The organism is Streptomyces sp. TS71-3, assembly GCF_018327685.1.
Lineage (GTDB): Bacteria > Actinomycetota > Actinomycetes > Streptomycetales > Streptomycetaceae > Streptomyces.
Genome location: NZ_BNEL01000003.1, coordinates 3,170,045 through 3,187,623, shown reverse-complemented (window position 1 = coordinate 3,187,623; position 17,579 = coordinate 3,170,045). Strand labels below are relative to the sequence as shown.

15 protein-coding genes are annotated in these 17,579 nt (G+C 72.3%); 6 read left to right on the top strand and 9 right to left on the bottom strand.

The window, feature by feature from the left end; genetic code table 11:
- The first annotated feature begins 51 nt into the window (after positions 1-51).
- Positions 52-1,122 (top strand): MsnO8 family LLM class oxidoreductase, encoded by a 1,071-nt coding sequence (locus Sm713_RS37415; RefSeq protein ID WP_212914376.1) that lies wholly within the window; start codon positions 52-54, stop codon positions 1,120-1,122.
- Here the strand turns inward: Sm713_RS37415 and Sm713_RS37410 are convergent.
- The 5 genes from Sm713_RS37410 to Sm713_RS37390 form a co-directional block, all read right to left on the bottom strand.
- Positions 1,100-2,029, bottom strand: coding sequence for a 1-acyl-sn-glycerol-3-phosphate acyltransferase (locus Sm713_RS37410; protein WP_212914375.1), 930 nt, complete (start codon positions 2,027-2,029; stop codon positions 1,100-1,102). The two genes, Sm713_RS37415 and Sm713_RS37410, sit on opposite strands and share 23 nt — an antisense overlap.
- On the bottom strand, positions 2,026-2,796 hold the full coding sequence (locus Sm713_RS37405; RefSeq protein ID WP_212914374.1) for a GNAT family N-acyltransferase: 771 nt from the start codon (positions 2,794-2,796) through the stop codon (positions 2,026-2,028). The genes Sm713_RS37410 and Sm713_RS37405 overlap by 4 nt, the downstream gene beginning before the upstream one ends.
- A 760-nt stretch (positions 2,797-3,556) precedes the next feature.
- The gene (locus Sm713_RS37400) at positions 3,557-4,306 is read right to left on the bottom strand and encodes a succinate dehydrogenase/fumarate reductase iron-sulfur subunit (RefSeq protein ID WP_212914373.1); all 750 of its coding nucleotides are present in this window, start codon (positions 4,304-4,306) and stop codon (positions 3,557-3,559) included.
- The gene (locus tag Sm713_RS37395; RefSeq protein WP_212914372.1) at positions 4,303-6,270 is read right to left on the bottom strand and encodes a fumarate reductase/succinate dehydrogenase flavoprotein subunit; all 1,968 of its coding nucleotides are present in this window, start codon (positions 6,268-6,270) and stop codon (positions 4,303-4,305) included. The genes Sm713_RS37400 and Sm713_RS37395 overlap by 4 nt, the downstream gene beginning before the upstream one ends.
- Positions 6,271-6,272: 2 nt before the next feature.
- Positions 6,273-6,944: a succinate dehydrogenase gene (locus tag Sm713_RS37390; protein ID WP_212914371.1), complete on the bottom strand. Its 672-nt coding sequence runs from the start codon at positions 6,942-6,944 to the stop codon at positions 6,273-6,275.
- Between the two features lie 131 nt (positions 6,945-7,075).
- Here Sm713_RS37390 and Sm713_RS37385 point away from each other — a divergent pair, with 131 nt between their 5' ends.
- Positions 7,076-7,957 (top strand): LysR family transcriptional regulator, encoded by an 882-nt coding sequence (locus tag Sm713_RS37385; RefSeq protein WP_212914370.1) that lies wholly within the window; start codon positions 7,076-7,078, stop codon positions 7,955-7,957.
- Between the two features lie 61 nt (positions 7,958-8,018).
- Here the strand turns inward: Sm713_RS37385 and Sm713_RS37380 are convergent, their stop codons facing one another.
- Both Sm713_RS37380 and Sm713_RS37375 read right to left on the bottom strand, forming a co-directional pair.
- Complete coding sequence (locus Sm713_RS37380) at positions 8,019-10,154, bottom strand: bifunctional diguanylate cyclase/phosphodiesterase (protein WP_212914369.1); 2,136 nt, start codon at positions 10,152-10,154, stop codon at positions 8,019-8,021.
- Positions 10,151-10,963: an SAM-dependent methyltransferase gene (locus Sm713_RS37375; RefSeq protein WP_212914368.1), complete on the bottom strand. Its 813-nt coding sequence runs from the start codon at positions 10,961-10,963 to the stop codon at positions 10,151-10,153. The genes Sm713_RS37380 and Sm713_RS37375 overlap by 4 nt, the downstream gene beginning before the upstream one ends.
- A gap of 745 nt (positions 10,964-11,708) precedes the next feature.
- Between Sm713_RS37375 and Sm713_RS37370 the strand changes: the two genes are divergently transcribed.
- Entirely contained in the window at positions 11,709-12,323 is a 615-nt protein-coding gene (locus Sm713_RS37370) for a hypothetical protein (protein ID WP_212914367.1), read from the top strand.
- Positions 12,324-12,522: 199 nt separating this feature from the next.
- On the opposite strand, the gene Sm713_RS37365 is transcribed toward Sm713_RS37370, so the two are convergent.
- Positions 12,523-13,014, bottom strand: coding sequence for a hypothetical protein (locus Sm713_RS37365; protein WP_212914366.1), 492 nt, complete (start codon positions 13,012-13,014; stop codon positions 12,523-12,525).
- 329 nt (positions 13,015-13,343) lie between these two features.
- On the opposite strand from Sm713_RS37365, the gene Sm713_RS37360 reads away from it, so the two are divergent.
- The 3 genes from Sm713_RS37360 (at position 13,344) to Sm713_RS37350 (ending at position 16,262) form a co-directional block, all read left to right on the top strand.
- Positions 13,344-14,006 (top strand): class F sortase, encoded by a 663-nt coding sequence (locus Sm713_RS37360; protein WP_212914365.1) that lies wholly within the window; start codon positions 13,344-13,346, stop codon positions 14,004-14,006.
- Positions 14,007-14,073: 67 nt separating this feature from the next.
- Positions 14,074-14,535: a universal stress protein gene (locus tag Sm713_RS37355; RefSeq protein WP_212914364.1), complete on the top strand. Its 462-nt coding sequence runs from the start codon at positions 14,074-14,076 to the stop codon at positions 14,533-14,535.
- Between the two features lie 248 nt (positions 14,536-14,783).
- A complete protein-coding gene (locus Sm713_RS37350) occupies positions 14,784-16,262 on the top strand; it encodes an amino acid permease (RefSeq protein WP_212914363.1) in 1,479 nt (492 codons plus the stop codon).
- A 9-nt stretch (positions 16,263-16,271) separates the two neighbouring features.
- Here Sm713_RS37350 and Sm713_RS37345 read toward each other — a convergent pair whose 3' ends face one another.
- Positions 16,272-17,405, bottom strand: coding sequence for a CapA family protein (locus Sm713_RS37345; protein ID WP_212915098.1), 1,134 nt, complete (start codon positions 17,403-17,405; stop codon positions 16,272-16,274).
- Positions 17,406-17,579 lie beyond the last annotated feature (174 nt).

The window sequence follows — 17,579 nt, the reverse complement described above, 5'->3', positions numbered from 1 at the left end:
CGTTGACGGACCGGACGGGAATCCTGGCGGCGCCCACGCGTTGACGTGGAGGTGAGTTCCCTCATCGCCGCCACCCGATTCTCCGTGCTGGACCGCTCGCGGGTCCGCGAGGGGTACGGCGAGGCCCGCGCACTGCGGGACACCGTGCGCCTCGCGGTCCGCGTCGAGCGGCTCGGCTTCCACCGGTTCTGGGTCTCCGAGCACCATGGAGTACCCGGAGTGGCGGGCTCAGCACCGACCGTGCTGGCGGCGGCCGTGGCCGCCGCCACGCGGTCGATCCGGGTGGGCACGGGCGGCGTGATGCTCCCGAACCACCGCTCGTACGTCGTCGCCGAGCAGTTCGGCGTGCTGGAGTCGCTCTTCCCGGGCCGGATCGACATGGGCCTCGGGCGCTCGGTGGGCTTCACCGACGGGGTGCGCAGGGCGCTGGGCCGCGGCAAGGACGACGCGGACGACTTCGCCGGCCAGCTCGCCGAGCTGCTGGGCTGGTTCCGCGGCGACTCCCCGACTCAAGCGGCAGAGCGCCGAAGGCGCATTCCTTTGAGGGCGGTGGCGGGTGACGGGCGGGCCCATGCCCGGCCCGCCGAGGGCCTGCGGGTGCCCGCGTTCGTGCTGGCCACCGGCGAGGGCGCGGACATCGCGGCCGGGGCCGGGCTGCCGCTGGTGATCGGTGACATCAGGGGCCGGGAGCGGATGCTGCGCGCCATCGACCGCTACCGGCAGGCGTTCCGGCCCTCGCCCTGGGCGGCGGAGCCGTACGTCGTGGTGTCCGGCACCGTCGCGGTCGCCGCGACCGAGGAGGCGGCGTACCGCCTGCTGATCCCGGAGGCCTGGTCAGGGGCCCACTCCCGCACCCACGGCACGTTCCCGCCGCTCCCGCCCGCCGAGGCGGCCTTGGACCGCCCCATGACGGACAGGGAGCGCGAGCTCTACGCGTCGGCGCTGCAGGGCCACGTGCACGGCACGGAGGAGCAGGTCGCCGACGCGCTCGAAGAGCTGATCAAGGACAGCGGCGCCCAGGAGGTGCTGGTCACCACCAGCACCCATGACCGGGTGGCCCTGCTGGACTCCTACACCCGGCTGGCCCGGATCGCGGGGCTCACCCCGGGCCGGACGTCCTGAGCGCGGGCCCGGGGAACGCGGTCCTGGCGGCCAGCGGCACCGTTCCGGCGAGCCCCACGGGGTGCCCGGCCGGGGGCGGCGCGACGCCCGGCGCCGGAGCCGTCGGCGAGAGCCCGGCCAGGACTTCCTGGGCGGCGTGGGCGAGGGCCCGGCGGTCCGGGTGGTCGGTGCGCGCGAGCGGCGGCCGCACCCCGACGTGGGCGACCACGCCGCGTGCCATCGCCGTCCGCCACAGCGACCCCAGCAGCGAGTCGTCGCCTATGAAGGCCGTGGCGGTGCTCGGGCCGCCGGAGGTTGCCGCGTACCGCAGCTGGACGGGCTGCACGGGCACGTTCGCGTCGAGTGCCGCCTGGAAGACGGCCCTGCGGATCGATCCCCTGTCCCGGCCGCACCAGGTGCTGCCCTCCGGGAAGGCAGCGACGGCGGAGCCGGCGCGGAGCGCGTCGGCGATCTGCCGCACCGTGCCCGGCAGGGCGCGGGGCCTCGTCCTGTCGATGAACAGGGTGCTGCCACGCGCAGCGAGCGGGCCGGCGACGGGCCAGTCGCGCACGTCCGACTTGGCGAGCATCCGGGACGGCCGGACCGCGGCGAGCAGCGGGATGTCGAGCCAGGAGATGTGGTTGGCGACGACCAGCACCCCTGACTCGGCCGCGATCCCACCGGTGATCCGGACCTTCACCCCGATCGCGCGCACGAGCGCGCGGCACCAGAACCGGACGAGCCGCTCGCGTCGTACGCGCTCGAACCGGAAGACCACCGGGGTGAGCGCGATCCCGATGATCAGGATCGCCAGCAGGGCGGCGATCCTGATCACGGCACGCGGGGCGCCGGCCACGCCCGCCAGGAGCGGCTTGCCGGTGATGCACGCCTCAGGGGTGCACGTCGACGTGGGCTGCCACAGGCTCATGACGCCGGCACAAGGGAGAGGAAGTGCCGCAGGTAGCGCGGGTTGACCCGCTTCATGGGCAGCAGCACGTAGAGGTCGATGACGCCGAACTCGGCGTCGAGCGCGGGCTCCGAGCAGACCCATGCGCCGAGCCGGAGGTAGCCGCGCAGCAGCGGGGGCAGCTCGGTGCGGCCCTGCCGGAGTACGTCCTCATGGCGCCACGGCAGCAGCGGCTGGACCCGGTACTCCTCGGGCGACAGGTGCCGCTCCTTGACGCGGTCCCAGGTGCCCGCGGCGAGCACGCCGCCGTCGGCGAGCGGCACCGAGCAGCACCCGCCCAGCCACTCGTGGCCCGAGTCGGTCATGTAGCGGGCGATGCCGGCCCAGATGAGGCCGATGACGGTGCCGTCGCGGTGGGCGGGGTGCACGCAGGAGCGGCCGACCTCGACCAGGGAGCCGCGGATGCCGTCGAGGGCCCGGACGTCGAACTCGCTCTCCGCGTAGAGCCGGCCCGCGACCGCGGCGCGCTCGGGCGGCAGCAGCCGGTAGGTGCCGACCACCTCGCCCGTGGCCTCGTCCCTGACGAGCAGGTGGTCGCAGTACGCGTCGAAGGAGTCGACGTCGAGGTCCGGCTCGGTGTTGGCCCGCAGGTTCGCGCCCATCTCCAGGGCGAACACGTCGTGCCGAAGCCGCTGGGCGGCCCGCACGTCGGACTCGTCACGGGCGAAGGTGACGGTGTAGCGGGCCGGGGGCGCGGGCGGGACGGCCACGGCGGGGACGGCGGTCATGGCTCTCTCCTGGTCACAGGCGGCACAAACAGGGACATCACGGGCTCACGATCGGGCCCGTGATGTCAGTTCTTCCGCTGCGTTCTGGCGCGAACATGACGAGTGACGGGAGCGGGGGTGAGCGGATGCTGAACGGCCAGGGGGCCGCCCTGGCCCCGGCGGGGTGGCCCCGGGGGCCGGTGACCGTCCTCAGCCTCGGCCGTGGCTGTTCGCGCGGTTCCCCGCGCCCCTGATCAGGGCCTCAGCCCCTTGCGGTTGCCGGTCGGCTGCCGCCGCGTCGTGTTTTTCTGCGCAGTTCCCCGCGCCCCTTCTCAGGTCCAGCCCCTCGCGGTCGTTGTTCGGCTCTCGGCCCACTGTGGTTCTCGCGCAGTTCCCCGCGCCCCCGATCGGGGCCTCAGCCCCTTGCCGTCGTCGGTCGGCCGCCGCCGCGTCGTGTGCCGCGTCGTGGTCCTCTGCGCAGTTCCCCGCAGCCCCGATCGGGGCCTCAGCCCCTTGCCGTCGTCGGTCGGCTGTCGCCCTGTTCGTGGTTGCGCGGGCCCGTTGATCGGGGCGGAGCCCGGCTCTTCAAGGGGCGCGGGGAACTGCGCGAGCAACCACGACGGACCGAATGCCGAACGAGGGACCGCAAGGGGCTGGACCTGAGAAGGGGCGCGGGGAACCGCGCGAAAAGAGCAGGCCCCGAAAGGGGCACGGAGTGAGCCCACGGTGCCGGGGTACCGGGCACCGTGGGCTCGCCCCGGAAGGGCTTGCCGCTTGCCGGTTACCGCTTACCGGCCTTGCGGGTAGCCCGCAGCCACTCCTTGTTCATCCCGGTGATGGACATCAGCGGGATCCCCTTCGGGCAGGCCGTGGCACACTCCCCGGTGAGCGTGCACCCGCCGAAGCCCTCCTCGTCCATCTGGGCCACCATGTCGAGCACCCGGCTCTCCCGCTCGGGAGCACCCTGCGGCAGCACGTTGAGGTGGTTGATCTTCGCCGAGGTGAAGAGCATCGCCGCACCGTTCGGGCAGGCCGCCACGCACGCGCCGCAGCCGATGCACTCGGCGTGCTCGAACGCGAAGTCGGCGTCCGCCTTGGGCACGGGCGTCGAGTGCGCCTCGGGGGCCGCGCCGGTGGGGGCGGTGACATAGCCGCCGGCCTGGATGATCCGGTCGAACGCGGACCGGTCGACGACCAGGTCCTTCACGACCGGGAAGGCGGCGGCACGCCACGGCTCGATGTCGATCGTGTCGCCGTCCTTGAACGCCCGCATGTGGAGCTGGCAGGTGGTCGTGCGCTCCGGGCCGTGCGCGTCGCCGTTGATGACGAGCGAGCACGCGCCGCAGATGCCCTCGCGGCAGTCGTGGTCGAAGGCGACCGGGTCCTCGCCCTTGAGGATGAGCTCCTCGTTGAGGGTGTCGAGCATTTCGAGGAACGACATGTCCTGCGAGATGCCGTCCACCTCGTAGGTGGACATGGCGCCGTCGGCGCCGGCGTTCTTCTGGCGCCAGACGCGCAGGGTGAGCTTCATGCATAGCTCCGCTGAGTGGGGTGGACGTACTCGAAGACCAGGTCTTCCTTGTGCAGGACGGGGGCCTGGCCGGTGGCGGTGAACTCCCAGGCCGCGGCGTAGGAGAACTCGTCGTCCCTGCGGGCCGCCTCGCCGTCGGGGGTCTGCGACTCCTCGCGGAAGTGGCCGCCGCAGGACTCGCTGCGGTGCAGGGCGTCGAGGCACATGAGCTCGGCGAGCTCCAGGTAGTCGACGACCCGGTTGGCCTTCTCCAGCGACTGGTTGAACTCCTCGCCGGTACCGGGCACCTTGATGCGGCGCCAGAACTCCTCACGGATCGCGGGGATCCGCTCCAGCGCCTTGCGCAGCCCCGACTCGGTGCGGGCCATTCCGCAGAACTCCCACATCAGCTCGCCGATCTCGCGGTGGAAGGAGTCCGGGGTGCGGTCGCCGTCGACGGCCAGCAGCCGCGCGAGGCGCTCCTCGGTCTCCCCCAGCGCCTCGACGGCGGCCGGGTGCTCGGCGTTCACCTCGTCGTGGTGCGGGTTGCGCGCCAGGTAGTCGTTGATCGTGGACGGCAGCACGAAGTAGCCGTCCGCGAGGCCCTGCATCAGCGCGGAGGCGCCCAGGCGGTTGGCGCCGTGGTCGGAGAAGTTGGCCTCACCGACGGCGAACAGGCCCGGGACGCTGGTCTGCAGGTCGTAGTCGACCCACAGGCCGCCCATCGTGTAGTGCACGGCGGGGTAGATCCGCATCGGCACCTCGTACGGGTTCTCCGCGGTGATCCGCTCGTACATGTCGAAGAGGTTGCCGTACTTCTCGGCGACCTTCTCCTTGCCCATGCGCGCGATGGCGTCGGCGAAGTCCAGGTACACGCCCTGCCCGCCGGGGCCGACGCCGCGGCCCTCGTCGCAGACGTTCTTCGCGGCGCGCGAGGCGATGTCACGCGGCACGAGGTTGCCGAAGGACGGGTAGATGCGCTCCAGGTAGTAGTCGCGCTCGTCCTCGGGGATCTCGCTCGGCCGGCGGGTGTCGCCCTTGGTCTTCGGCACCCAGATGCGGCCGTCGTTGCGCAGCGACTCGCTCATCAGGGTCAGCTTCGACTGGTGGTCGCCGGTGCGCGGGATGCACGTGGGGTGGATCTGGGTGAAGCAGGGGTTCGCGAAGTAGGCGCCCTTGCGGTGCGCGCGCCAGATCGCCGTGGCGTTGGAGTTCATGGCGTTCGTCGACAGGTAGAAGACGTTGCCGTAGCCGCCGCTGGCGAGCACCACCGCGTCCGCGAAGTACGTGTCGATCTTGCCGGTGATCAGGTCGCGGGCGACGATGCCGCGGGCCCGGCCGTCGACGACGATCAGGTCCAGCATCTCGGTACGCGCGTGGATCTCGACGTTGCCGGCCGCGATCTGCCGGGACAGGGCCTGGTAGGCGCCGAGCAGGAGCTGCTGGCCCGTCTGGCCGCGGGCGTAGAAGGTGCGGGAGACCTGCACGCCGCCGAAGGAGCGGGTGTCGAGCAGGCCGCCGTACTCCCGGGCGAAGGGCACGCCCTGGGCTACGCACTGGTCGATGATCTCCACGGAGATCTGCGCGAGCCGGTGCACGTTGGACTCGCGGGAGCGGAAGTCGCCGCCCTTCACGGTGTCGTAGAAGAGGCGGTGCACGGAGTCGCCGTCGTTGCGGTAGTTCTTCGCGGCGTTGATGCCGCCCTGCGCGGCGATGGAGTGGGCGCGGCGCGGGGAGTCCTGGTAGCAGAACTGCACGACGTGGTAGCCCTGCTCGGCGAGCGTGGCGCCCGCGGAGCCGCCGGCGAGGCCGGTGCCGACGACGATGACCGTGTGCTTGCGGCGGTTGGCCGGGTTGACCAGCTTCGCCTCGAAGCGGCGGGTGTCCCAGCGCTCGTTGATCGGTCCCTCGGGGGCCTTGGTGTCGGCGACCGGCTCACCGGTCGTGTAGGCGGCGTATTCGCCGTATTCGCTGCTTGAGGTCATGTTCAGGCCACCAATCCGGTCATGACGCCGACGGGCACGGCGATGAAGCCCGCCGTAAGGACCACGGCGAGCGCATTGGCGATGATCTTGAGGGCCCGGTCGCGGCTGCGGCTGCCGGCGCCGAGGGTCTGCGCGGCGCTCCAGAAGCCGTGCTGGACGTGCAGGCCGAGCGCCAGCATCGCGACGATGTAGATGACGTTGCCGTACCAGGTGGAGAAGGTGTCCACGACGTTCTGGTACGGGTGTCCGGGCTGGAAGCCGCCGGAGTGCAGGGTGCCGGTGGTCAGGTCCAGGATGTGCCAGACGATGAACAGGCCGAGGATGACCCCGCCCCATCGCATGGTGCGGGTCGCGTAGCTGGCGCGGGCCCGGGTGTGCACGTACTTGCTCGGGCGGGCCTTGATGTCGCGGCGGCTGAGCTGGTAAGCGGATGTGGCGTGCGCCACAACGGCGACGACCAGCACCACGCGGATCACCCAGAGGGTCCACTCGTAGTGCACGAACGGCTCGCCGATGGTGCGCAGCCAGTGGGCGTACTCGTTGAACGTGCCCGGACCGAAGAAGATCTTCAGGTTGCCGTACATGTGGACGACCAGGTAAAGCAGCATGATCAGGCCACTGACGGCCATCACCGTCTTCTTGCCTACCGACGAGTCCCAAAGGGAGCGTGTCATGGACGGCCGTCGGTCCGTCCGCGTTGCCAGAGCCATGTGACAGAACGCTAGAACTACTAGGGCCGATCGGTCCAAGAGATGGAATAGCTCATTTCGATAGGCCAAACCTATTGATTGGCTAAGCTGACCTCATGCAGTTCCAGCAGCTTCAGTATTTCGTGGCGGTCGCGGAGACCCGGCACTTCACCCGGGCCGCCGAACTGGTACATGTCGCCCAGCCGTCGCTGTCCCAGCAGATCAGGTCGCTGGAGCGGGAGCTCGGCGCCGATCTCTTCCGGCGCGCCCGGGGCAACATCACGCTCACCGACGCCGGCGAGGCGCTGCTGCCGCTGGCCCGCCGGATCCTCGCGGACGCCGACACGGCCCGCCAGGAGGTCCAGGAGCTGGCGCAGCTGCGCAGCGGCCGGGTGCGCCTCGGAGCGACGCCGAGCCTGTGCACCGGCCTGCTCCCGGACGTGCTGCGCGGCTTCCACGACCGGTACCCCGGGATCCGGCTGCTGATCGAGGAGGGCGGCTCCCACGACCTGGTGCGCGAGCTGGCGCGCGGCGCGCTCGACCTGGCGCTGGTGGTGCTGCCGCTGCCCACCCCCTCCCCCGCGCTCACCACGGTGGAACTGCTCCGCGAGGACCTGGTCGTGGTCTCCTCCCCGCAGGCGCCGTTCCCCGGCTCGGGGAGCGTCGTCCGGGTGCCCGACCTGGAGGGCGAGCGCCTGGTGATGTTCCGGCACGGCTACGACCTGCGGGAGCTGACCGTGGCGGCCTGCCGCGCCGAGGGCTTCGAGCCGGCCTTCGCGGTGGAGGGCGGCGAGATGGACGCGGTGCTGGGCTTCGTACGGGCCGGGCTCGGGGTGGCCGTGGTCCCGCAGATGGTCGCCGAGCGCGCCGGCCACGGCCTGCGGGTGACCCCGCTGGCCCGGCCCGGCCTGCACCGGGTCATCGCGCTGGCCCACCGCAGCGACGTCGCGCCCCCGCGGGCGGCGCGCGAGCTCCAGCGGATGCTCCTGTCCCGGTGAGCAGGCGGTTCCGGTCAGCCCGGTGCCGCCCGGGGCGCGAGCACCCCGCGGGGCCGGGGCGTCAGCTGGTCGCGTCCGCCAGGGCGAGCTCGTGCAGCCGGTCGAGCGGGCCGGGGCGCGCGTAGTACCACCCCTGGGCCGTGTCGCAGCCCATGTCGCGCAGGGCCTCGGCCTGCGCGCCCGTCTCCACGCCCTCCACGGTCACCGAGAGGTTCAGGCTGTGCGCGAGCGCCACGATCCCCTCGACGATCTTGAGGTCGATGGGGTCGGCGGGGAACTGCTGCATGCCCCGGGTGAAGGACCGGTCGAGCTTGAGGATGCTGACGGGCAGCCTGCGGAGGTTGGCGAGGTTCGAGTAACCGGTGCCGAAGTCGTCGAGCGCGATGTCGACGCCCATCTCGGCGAGCCGCCGCAGCGGCTTGAGGAGGTCGTCGTCGGCGCCGATCAGTGCCGACTCGGTGACCTCCAGGCAGAGCGCGGAGGGGTCGAGCCCCACCCGGTCGAGGATGTCGACCGTGTCGGCCACCAGCCCCGGGTGCTGGAGCTGGCAGGGCGAGAGGTTGACGTTGATCCGCAGCGGCCCGGCGTCGGCGTGTCGTTCCTGCCAGCGTCTGGCCTGCCGCACGGACTCCTCCAGCACCCAGCGGCCGAGCGGCACGATCAGGCCGGTGTCCTCGGCGAGCGGGATGAACCGGTCGGGCCCGAGCACGCCGTGCTGCGGGTGCGCCCAGCGCACCAGCGCCTCCGCGCCCCGCACGCTGCCGTCCCCGAGGTGCACCAGCGGCTGGTACTCGATGAAGAACTCGTCGCGCTCCAGGGCGGCGGGCAGCGCTGTGGTCAGGCCGTGCCGGGTGATGGCGCGGGCGTCGGCCTCGGGGTCGGCGAGCTCGTAGCGGTTGCCGCCCGCCGACTTGGCCCGGTACATCGTGATGTCCGCGCTGCGCAGCACCTCGGCGGGGCTTCGCTCCTTCGCGGGGCCCTCCACGATGCCGATGCTGCCGCGCACCGTCAGCTCCCGGCCGTCGATGCGCACCGGGCCCGCCAGCGCGTTCATGATCCGGCTCGCCAGCTCGTCGACGTCGCTCTCGCCCGCGGGCCCGGACGTCAGCGCCACGAACTCGTCGCCGCCGAGCCGGGCGACCATCTCGCCGGGGGCCGTCGCGCACGACTGGAGCCGGTCGGCGACCTCGACCAGCAGCCGGTCGCCAGCCGCGTGCCCGAGGCTGTCGTTGACGGTCTTGAAACCGTCGAGATCGAGGTAGCAGAGGCCGAACCGTCTGTCCTCGCCGGCCGCCAGGGCCTTCTCCAGGCGCTCGAAGAACAGCGTCCGGTTGGGCAGCCCGGTGAGCGCGTCATGGGTGGCCTCATAGCGCAGCCGGAGATTGAGCAGCCTGCGCTCGGTGGTGTCCTCCATCAGCGCCAGTTGGTACTGCGGGCGGCCCTCGGCGTCGCGGAGCAGGGAGACCGTCAGATTCGTCCACAGCACGGTGCCGTCGGGGCGGTAGAACGCCTTCTCGACGCGGTAGTGCTCGCGCTCGCCGGACACCAGCTCCTCGTAGAGGCGCCAGGTGTGGGGCGTGTCGTCGGGGTGCGTCCACTCGGTGACTTTGCGGCCGCGAATGAGTTGCTCGGAGCCGCCGAACATCCGCACCAGGGCGTCGTTGGCGTCGAGGACGGTGCCCTCCAGGTCGGCTATGCCGATTCCTATGGCGGCGCCCTCGAAGACCGCGCGGAAGCGTGCCTCACTGGCGTGCAGGGCGAGAGCCACGGCACCGCGGGCGTCCAGCGTGGCCCGCGCGATGGCCTCCTGCTCGGCGAGGGTGCGCTCCCGCAGGGCCCCCGCGAAGCCGGCCGCGACGGCATGCTGCACCCGCGAGCAGCGGGAACGCAGCTCCTCCTGGGGGCCGTCCGCCCCGCAGTAGAGCACCAGGTAGGCGTCGACCACGTCGAGGGTGGCGCTGAGCGCCTCGGGGTCGGTGCAGTGGGCATCGACGAGTGCCGCGCCGATCCGCCGGCCCGCGGCCGACTCGAACGCGCGGGCGAGCAGGGCGTCGCGCAGCTGCCGTGCGAGCGGGAGGAGTTGCCGCTCGAACTCGGGGCGGTTCAGCGAGGTGCCGGCCACCGGGTGGACCGCCCGGCTCCAGATGGTCGCGAACCTGCGCAGTCTGTCCTCCGGGCCGTCCGGCTCCGCGGTCACGCCTTTCGCCCCACACCGGCGACGCCCCAGAAGGCGAAGGAGTCCTCCCCCTCGGGAGCGGTCACCGGCCGCCAGCGCGGCAGCGGCACGAGCCCCGGTTCCACCATGTCGTACCCCTCGAAGAACCGCGCGATCTCGTCACGCGAGCGCATGATCAGTGGATTGCGGATGTTCCTGTACACATCCAACGCTCTGCCCGCCTGTTCGGCCGGGACGGGGATCCCTTCGTCCGAGACGTGCGTGAGGATGAGCAGACTACCCGGTGCCATGGCGTCCCGGAGGGCTTGCACGGCCTCGTACGGCTCGTCGGCCTCCGCGAGGAAGTGGAGCACCGCGACGAGCAACAGCGCGGCCGGCCGCCTCAGATCGAGCAGCCGGCCGACCGCTTCGAGTCCCAGAACGTCACGCGGACTGCGCAGGTCGGCCGTGGCCGCGTCCGCCCCCGGATTGGCCTCCAGGACCGCCTTGCCGTGCGCCACCGCGACGGGGTCGTGGTCGACGTACACGACCCGGGCGTCCGGGTCGGCCTCCTGGGCGACTTCGTGGACGGTGCCGAACGCCGGTATTCCCGAACCGATGTCGAGGAACTGCGTGATGCCCTGCGCCATCGCGTACCGCACGGCCCGCCGCAGGAACGCACGGTTCGCGCGTGCGAGCCCCGGCAGCCCCGGCATGCTCTCCATGGCCTTGCGGCCCGCCGCCCTGTCGGCCTCGAAGTTGTGCGAACCGCCGAGGTAGAAGTCGTAGATGCGGGCCACGCTGGGCACCGAGACATCGATGCCTCGCGGGGCCCACGGCGGACGCTCCATCAAAGTCTCCAAGGCTCGGACGATCCGGTGTTCGAGCTGAGGCTACTGATCGCCTGCCAAAGGGGCGAGCCCAAACGGAAATTGGCGATCCGTTCTCGGTCACTGCCTGCGGCAAGTGCCGTAAAACGGCCACCACGAAAACCGCCGAATCTGTCGCAAGCCTGCCAAGGGCGCCCGAAGGGCACCGGCCGCCGCCATCCGGACGGCGCCGCCGAGACCGGGCTCGCGAGGCCTTGGACGCCCCGTGTGACGGGTGATCAGGTGCGCCGGGCCGGTACGGCGCCGGGGTGCACGGCGCTCACGGAACTCCACGGGAGCAAATGGGGGCGCTTGCGAGCGCGTACACGCCGTCGTTTGCTCGGCACGGGACCGCGTAGCGGAATGGCTGATTCTCGTCCTTGTGGCCCGATAATCGGGCACCCAGGCGCGCCCTCAAGGGGCCGGCCCCAGGACGTCGTGCGGCTCCGCCGCGTGGGCACCCCCCGCCGTGGCGGCGGCCGGAGCCCGTGGAGTCGGCTCCTCCGGCACTACCACGACAGTGCCGACCAGCCGGTCCCTCCGAGCCCGGCACGCCGCTCCGTGCGCCCTCAAGGAGCGTCCCGCACCCGATCGGCCCCGGCCCTTGCCCCGTTCGCGCGACAGGGATCGCGCCACGCCGCGCGCCTTCATAGCGTGTGGACATCGAGGTGCATAACGCGCGCGGAAACGATCCGCTGGGTGCGTCTCGGGACGTGGAGGACGTTCTATGCGCGCCATACACGCCGCCTCGGTCGCAGTGCTCGGCACCGTGGCCATGGTGCTCATACCTCCGCTCCCCGCGCTCGCGCGGCCCACCGCGGCGCCGCCCGCCCTCACCGGCCGCGCGGAGGAGCGCTTCCAGGGGCTGGTCACGCCCGCGGTGATCCCGGCGGGCGGGCGCGTGACGCTCACCGCGCTCGGCTGCGCGGGCGACACCACGGTGGCCTCCCCCCTCTTCGGGAGGGTGACACTGCAGAAGCACTCCGGCTCCGGTACGGCCTCCGTGAGCCCGGCGGCCCGTCCCGACGGGGCGCAGCGGGTGACGTTCGTCTGCGCGGACGGGCGCGTGCGGACCCGCGAGCTGACGGTCGCGAGCGGCGGCGACAGGGGCGGGGAGAGCGGGAGCGGCGGCAGCGGTGCCGGCTACGACGGCCCTGCCCGGCACGGTGTGCGGGCCGGTCTCGGCGGCACCCTGGGCGCCTTCGACCTGCAGCAGATCGGGGTGGGCGTGGCACTCCTCGCCGGCGCGCTGGCCCTCGCCTACCGCCGCGCCCGGCGCCACCCCGGGGGGCAGCAGACACCCGCCGAGTCCGGCGAGCAGGCCGGCCGGACGCCGGGGTGAGCACGGCCCTTCGCCCCGGAAGCGGTGGTCCCGGGGTGAAGGGCCGTACGGGCGGCCACGGGCACCAGGTGCGCGGCCGCGATGTGTCGGGGAGTCGGGGTCGGGGGTGTGGGACCGGTGGGACCGGGGGGCGGTGGCGACGGGCGGGACGGGGGCGCCGGACGGCCGGGAACTGAGGACGGCCGGGAGCGGGGTGGGATCAGGCCTTGCTCTCGGCGCGCCGGTGCCGGAGCACCAGGCTGCCGCCGAGCAGGGCGGCGCCCACCAGACCGCCGCCGACCAGCATGTCGGTGCCGGCGGCGCCCGTGGTGCTGCCACCGAGACCGCCCTGCACACCGCCGATGACGGTGAAGGCGTTCCGCTTGGTGAAGGTCCTGCCGTCGCACCGGGCCGTGACGTCGTACGAGCCGCGGTTGGCGTTGTTGAAGACGCGGACGGTGGCCGTGACACGGTTGCTGCCCGGGATGGGCTGGAGCGTGGTCCTGGGGAAGGCCTCCGACTCCACGGTGCTGCCGGGCACCCGGCACTCCGGGGCGTCGGCGGAGATGGTGAGCTGGCCGCCCCGGGCGATGACCTGGGGGGTGACGGTGATGCCGTCGGGGTCGTCGTTCCAGGCCGCGGCCGAGGGGGCTGCGAGTCCTACGGCGGCGGCTGATACTGCCGAAACCACCAGGGCTCGGAATCTGCGCATGGGAATCCTCCGCGGAAGGCGCCCGGGGTGCCGTCCCCGGTAGGTCGGTGAGCACGCCTTCCAGACAGACCCTCAGATGCGGTGCCCACCGTCGCATGTCGGGACTCCTCCGTCCCGGTGAGACGACACGCCGGGGCCCCGGGCGCACGCCTGGATCACCGCAGGTCACCTCACCTCAGAAATTTCCCATCCGGCGGGACCCGGATGGCGCACCGGCGCGCCCCCGCCACCCGTTCGCCACTGCCGCGTCGCCGCCCCCGGGCGGTCCGCCTAGCGTGCTGGTAAGCGCACGCACGCGGCTCGCAGGCCGCGTCGAGAGGGGATGGCGAATGTCTTCGTCCGAGTCGGCCGAGGAGGAGGAGCGGCCCAGGAGGCGCACACCGTGGGGTGCGCTCGCACTGGTCCTGCTCACCGGTCTCGCGCTGATCCGCAACGGCTCGGGGGAGTTCAACAGCGGTCCCCCGCAACCCGCGTCCGCAGCGGCCCCGAGTTCGAGCTTCGCGGCCGGGGTGCCCGCCCCGGGGATGCAGCCGCTGCCGTACTCGATGGTCGACCGGGTCACCATCCCGGAGATCAAGGTGGACGCGCCGGTGACCCCCGTGGGTCTGGACGGGGACGGCTGGGTGGGTGCGCCGCCTCCGGAGGACCCCAACCTCGCGGGCTGGTTCACCGGTGCGGTGTCCCCCGGTGAGAAGGGCACGGCCGTCATCGTCGGCCATGTCGACAACGCGCGCGGGCCCGCCGTGTTCTACGGCCTCGGCTCGCTGAAGCAGGGCAACCACGTCGAGATCAAACGGCGGGACGGGCGCACCGCCGTCTTCGAGGTCTACGGTGTGGAGCTCTTCCAGAAGGAGAACTTCCCGGGCGACCGGGTCTACGCCAACACGGGGAAGCCGGAGCTGCGGGTGATCACCTGCGGTGGCGGGTTCTCCAAGCAGCACGGCTACGACGGGAACGTGGTGGTGTTCGCGCGCATGGTGGAGGTGCGCTGAGTGCCGCCGCCGTCCGGGGCCCTCCCCGAGGGGCCGTGGACCGACGGGTTCCGCTAGCCTCACCGCTGTGACCCATCAGCAGTCCACCCGGTTCGAACGCGGCACTGACGGGCCGAAGGTGATCGTCGTCGGCGTCGACGGCTCGGAGTCCTCGTTGCGCGCCGCGGCCTACGCGGGTGGGCTGGCCCGCCGGCAGCACGCACTGCTCGCCGTCGTGTACATACAGCCGGTGATGGCGGCCGGTGCCGCACTCGGTGTGCCGGTCGCCGACGCCACCGACGAGATCGCCGAGACCCTCGCCCGCGAGATCCGGCTGGCGGCCGAGCGGGTGAAGGACATCTTCGAGGTGCGCTGGGAGTTCCACACCTTCCGCGGCGACCCCTACAACGGCCTGGTGACCGCCGCGGACGAGCTCAAGGCCGACGCGGTCGTGGTGGGCGCCTCGGAGCAGGCGGGCCACCGCTTCGTCGGCTCGGTGGCGATCCGGCTGGTGAAGGCGGGACGGTGGCCGGTGACGGTGGTGCCGTAGGCCCCGCGATGGGCTGCCAGGCGTGTGACCCGGGTCTGCGTCGCCGGTGACGAGGGCCGCCCCAGACCGGGTGGCGGTGTGGTGCGCGAGGCCCGACTTGCGGGCACACCGTGACGCACCACCCACAGCGTGTCACGACAGGGCTGCACCGCACCCGGTTCCCTGGTGCGGTGTCTTCCCTCCCGGACGTTCGTCAGACATCATGATCGGCCATCAGCCGACTGCCGTCCGCGAAGAGGTGGGTCCTCATGGCGCGACTCCGTATGGGCGAAGGCGTACTGCGCCGCAAACCGATCGACCAGATCGCCGAGACCCGTGGCGCACCGGGCGCCGAGGGAGTGGAGAGCGAGCAGCTGACCCGCACGCTGGGCCTGTGGCAGCTCACCGCGATCGGGGTGGGCGGCATCATCGGCGCGGGCATCTTCGCGCTGGCCGGCACGGTGGCCAACGGCACCGCCGGCCCCGCCGTGCTGGTGTCCTTCCTGATCGCGGGCGTGGCGAGCGCGGCCGCGGCGCTGTCGTACGCGGAGTTCGCGGGGCTCATCCCGAGAGCGGGCTCGGCCTACACCTACGGTTACGCGGTCCTGGGCGAGCTGGCCGGCTGGTGCATCGGGTGGGACCTGCTGCTGGAGTACACGGCGATCGTCGCGGTGGTGGCGATCGGCATCTCCGGCTACTTCAACTTCCTGCTCGGCGACATGGGCGCCCACCTGCCGGCGTGGATGCTGGGCGCGCCGGGCAGCGGGAGCGGCCACCGCGTGGACCTGTTCGCGGCGCTGCTCTGCCTGCTCATCGCCTACCTGCTCAACCTGGGCATCAAGAGCGCGGCACGCTTCGAGACGTTCGTGGTGGGCCTGAAGGTCCTGGTCGTGCTGCTGGTGATCGGTGTCGGGTTCTTCCACGTCAGCACGGGCAACTACCACCCCTACTTCCCCTACGGGGTGGGCGGCGCCTTCACCGGCGCGGCCACGGTGTTCTTCGCGGTGTTCGGCTACGACGCGATGAGCACGGCGGCCGAGGAGTCCAAGGACGCCCAGCGCCACATGCCGAAGGCGATCATCTACTCGCTGGTGATCGCGATGGTGCTCTACGTGCTGGTCTGCCTGGTGCTCACCGGCATGCAGAACTACCGGCACATCGACAAGGCGAGCGGGCTGTCCTCGGCGTTCAAGGCGGTCGGGCTCGGCTCGCTCGCCGACGTGATCGCGGTGGGCGCGATCATCGGCATCCTCACCGTGATGTTCACGTTCATGCTCGGGGTGACGCGCGTGTGGTTCTCGATGAGCCGCGACGGGCTGCTGCCGAAGTGGTTCGCCAAGACCCATCCGACCCGCCGGGTGCCCACCCGGGTGACCTGGATCGTGGGGGCCGCCTCCGCCGGCATCGCCGGGTTCCTGCCCATCGCCGAGGCGGCCGAGCTGACCAACATCGGCATCCTGCTCGCCTTCGTGGTGGTGTGCGTGGCGGTGATCGTGCTGCGCTACCGCCGGCCCGACCTGCCCCGGACGTTCCGCACCCCGGGCATGCCGGTGGTTCCGGCGATCGGGGTGGTGTTCTCCATCTGGCTGATCACGTTCCTGCAGTGGGTGACGTGGGTGCGGTTCGCGGTGTGGTTCGCGATCGGCCTGGTGATCTACTTCGCGTACTCCCGCCGCAAGTCGCTGCTGGCGGCACCCGGTGCGGGCGACGCGGCGGCGCCGGACGCGCGGGACGCCACCGCACCGTGACCGGGCCCGCTACCGCCCCATGACCAGGCCGTCGCCGCCCGCGCCGCGGCTGAGCACGACCTTGCGGATCCGGTCGCGCACCGCGGTCACCGGGCGGCCCTTGCGGATGGCCTCGTTGAGGTTGACGACCCGGCCGGTCGCGGTGTCGTACCACTGCGGGATGAACTCCGCCTTGGTCACCCGCCACCGCTCGCCGCTGCGCGCGGGCGGCGCGAAGGTGAAGCGGGCGAGGGTGCTCTCGTTGCCGCGCGGGTCCGGCCGGCCCATCTGGTTGATCATGTCGCCGGCGATCTGGTCGCCCATGCCGTAGACCACCCAGGTGCCCGCCACCTTCTCGTAGGCCTGCGGGATGTGGGCGTGGGTGCCCACGATGAGGTCGATGTCGGGGCGGGGGCCGGTCCTGGCGGCGGTGAGCTCCCGGGCGAGGGTGAGTTGCCGGGCGTCCGGCTCGTCCTGCCATTCGGTGCCCCAGTGGACGGACACCACGACCACGTCGGCGCCGGCCTTGCGGGCCGCACGGGCGTCCGCGACGATCCGGTTCCGGTCGATCAGGTTGACCGTCCACGGCTTGCCGGCGGGCAGCGCGATCCCGTTGGTGCCGTAGGTGTACGAGAGGTGGGCGACCCTGGCGCCGCCCGCCTGGAGCCAGGCGGGTCCGCGCGCCTCCGCGGCGGTGCGCGCCGATCCGGTGTGCCGCACGCCGGCCCGGTCCAGCGCGTCCAGAGTGCGCTGCACGCCGGCGGCGCCGTCGTCGAGCGTGTGGTTGGAGGCGGTGGAGCAGGCGTCGTACCCGGTGGCGCGCAGGCCCTTGGCCACCTCGGGCGGGGACTTGAAGGAGGGGTATCCGGTGTAGTTGCCCTTCGCGCCGTAGACCGTCTCCATGTGGCAGATCGCCAGGTCGGCCCGGGACACCACCGGTTTGACGTCCGCCAGCATCGGGGCGAAGTCGTAGCCGCGGCCACCCGCGTCGGTGCCGGCCTGGCGGATCACCGAGTCGTGCGGCAGCACGTCGCCGGAGGCGACCAGGGTGAAGCCGCGCTGCGCTCCGGCGCTGCCCATCGGGTGGGGGCCGGTGCCGCGGGCGGCGTGCCGCTCCTGCGTGGCGCAGGCGCCGACGGTCAGCAGGACGGTGAGCGCGGGCATCAGCGTCCAGCGCAGGACGCCCCGGAGCCTGCCGGGGCGTCCGGCGTGGCCGGGCTCCACGGCGGTGCGGCAGCCCCGGGCGCCCGGCATCCTGCCGGCTCCCGGCTCGGCACGCCCGAGGCAACGTGCGGGTCTGCTGCGTGGTCTGCGCTCGGGCATGGGCGGCCTCTTCCT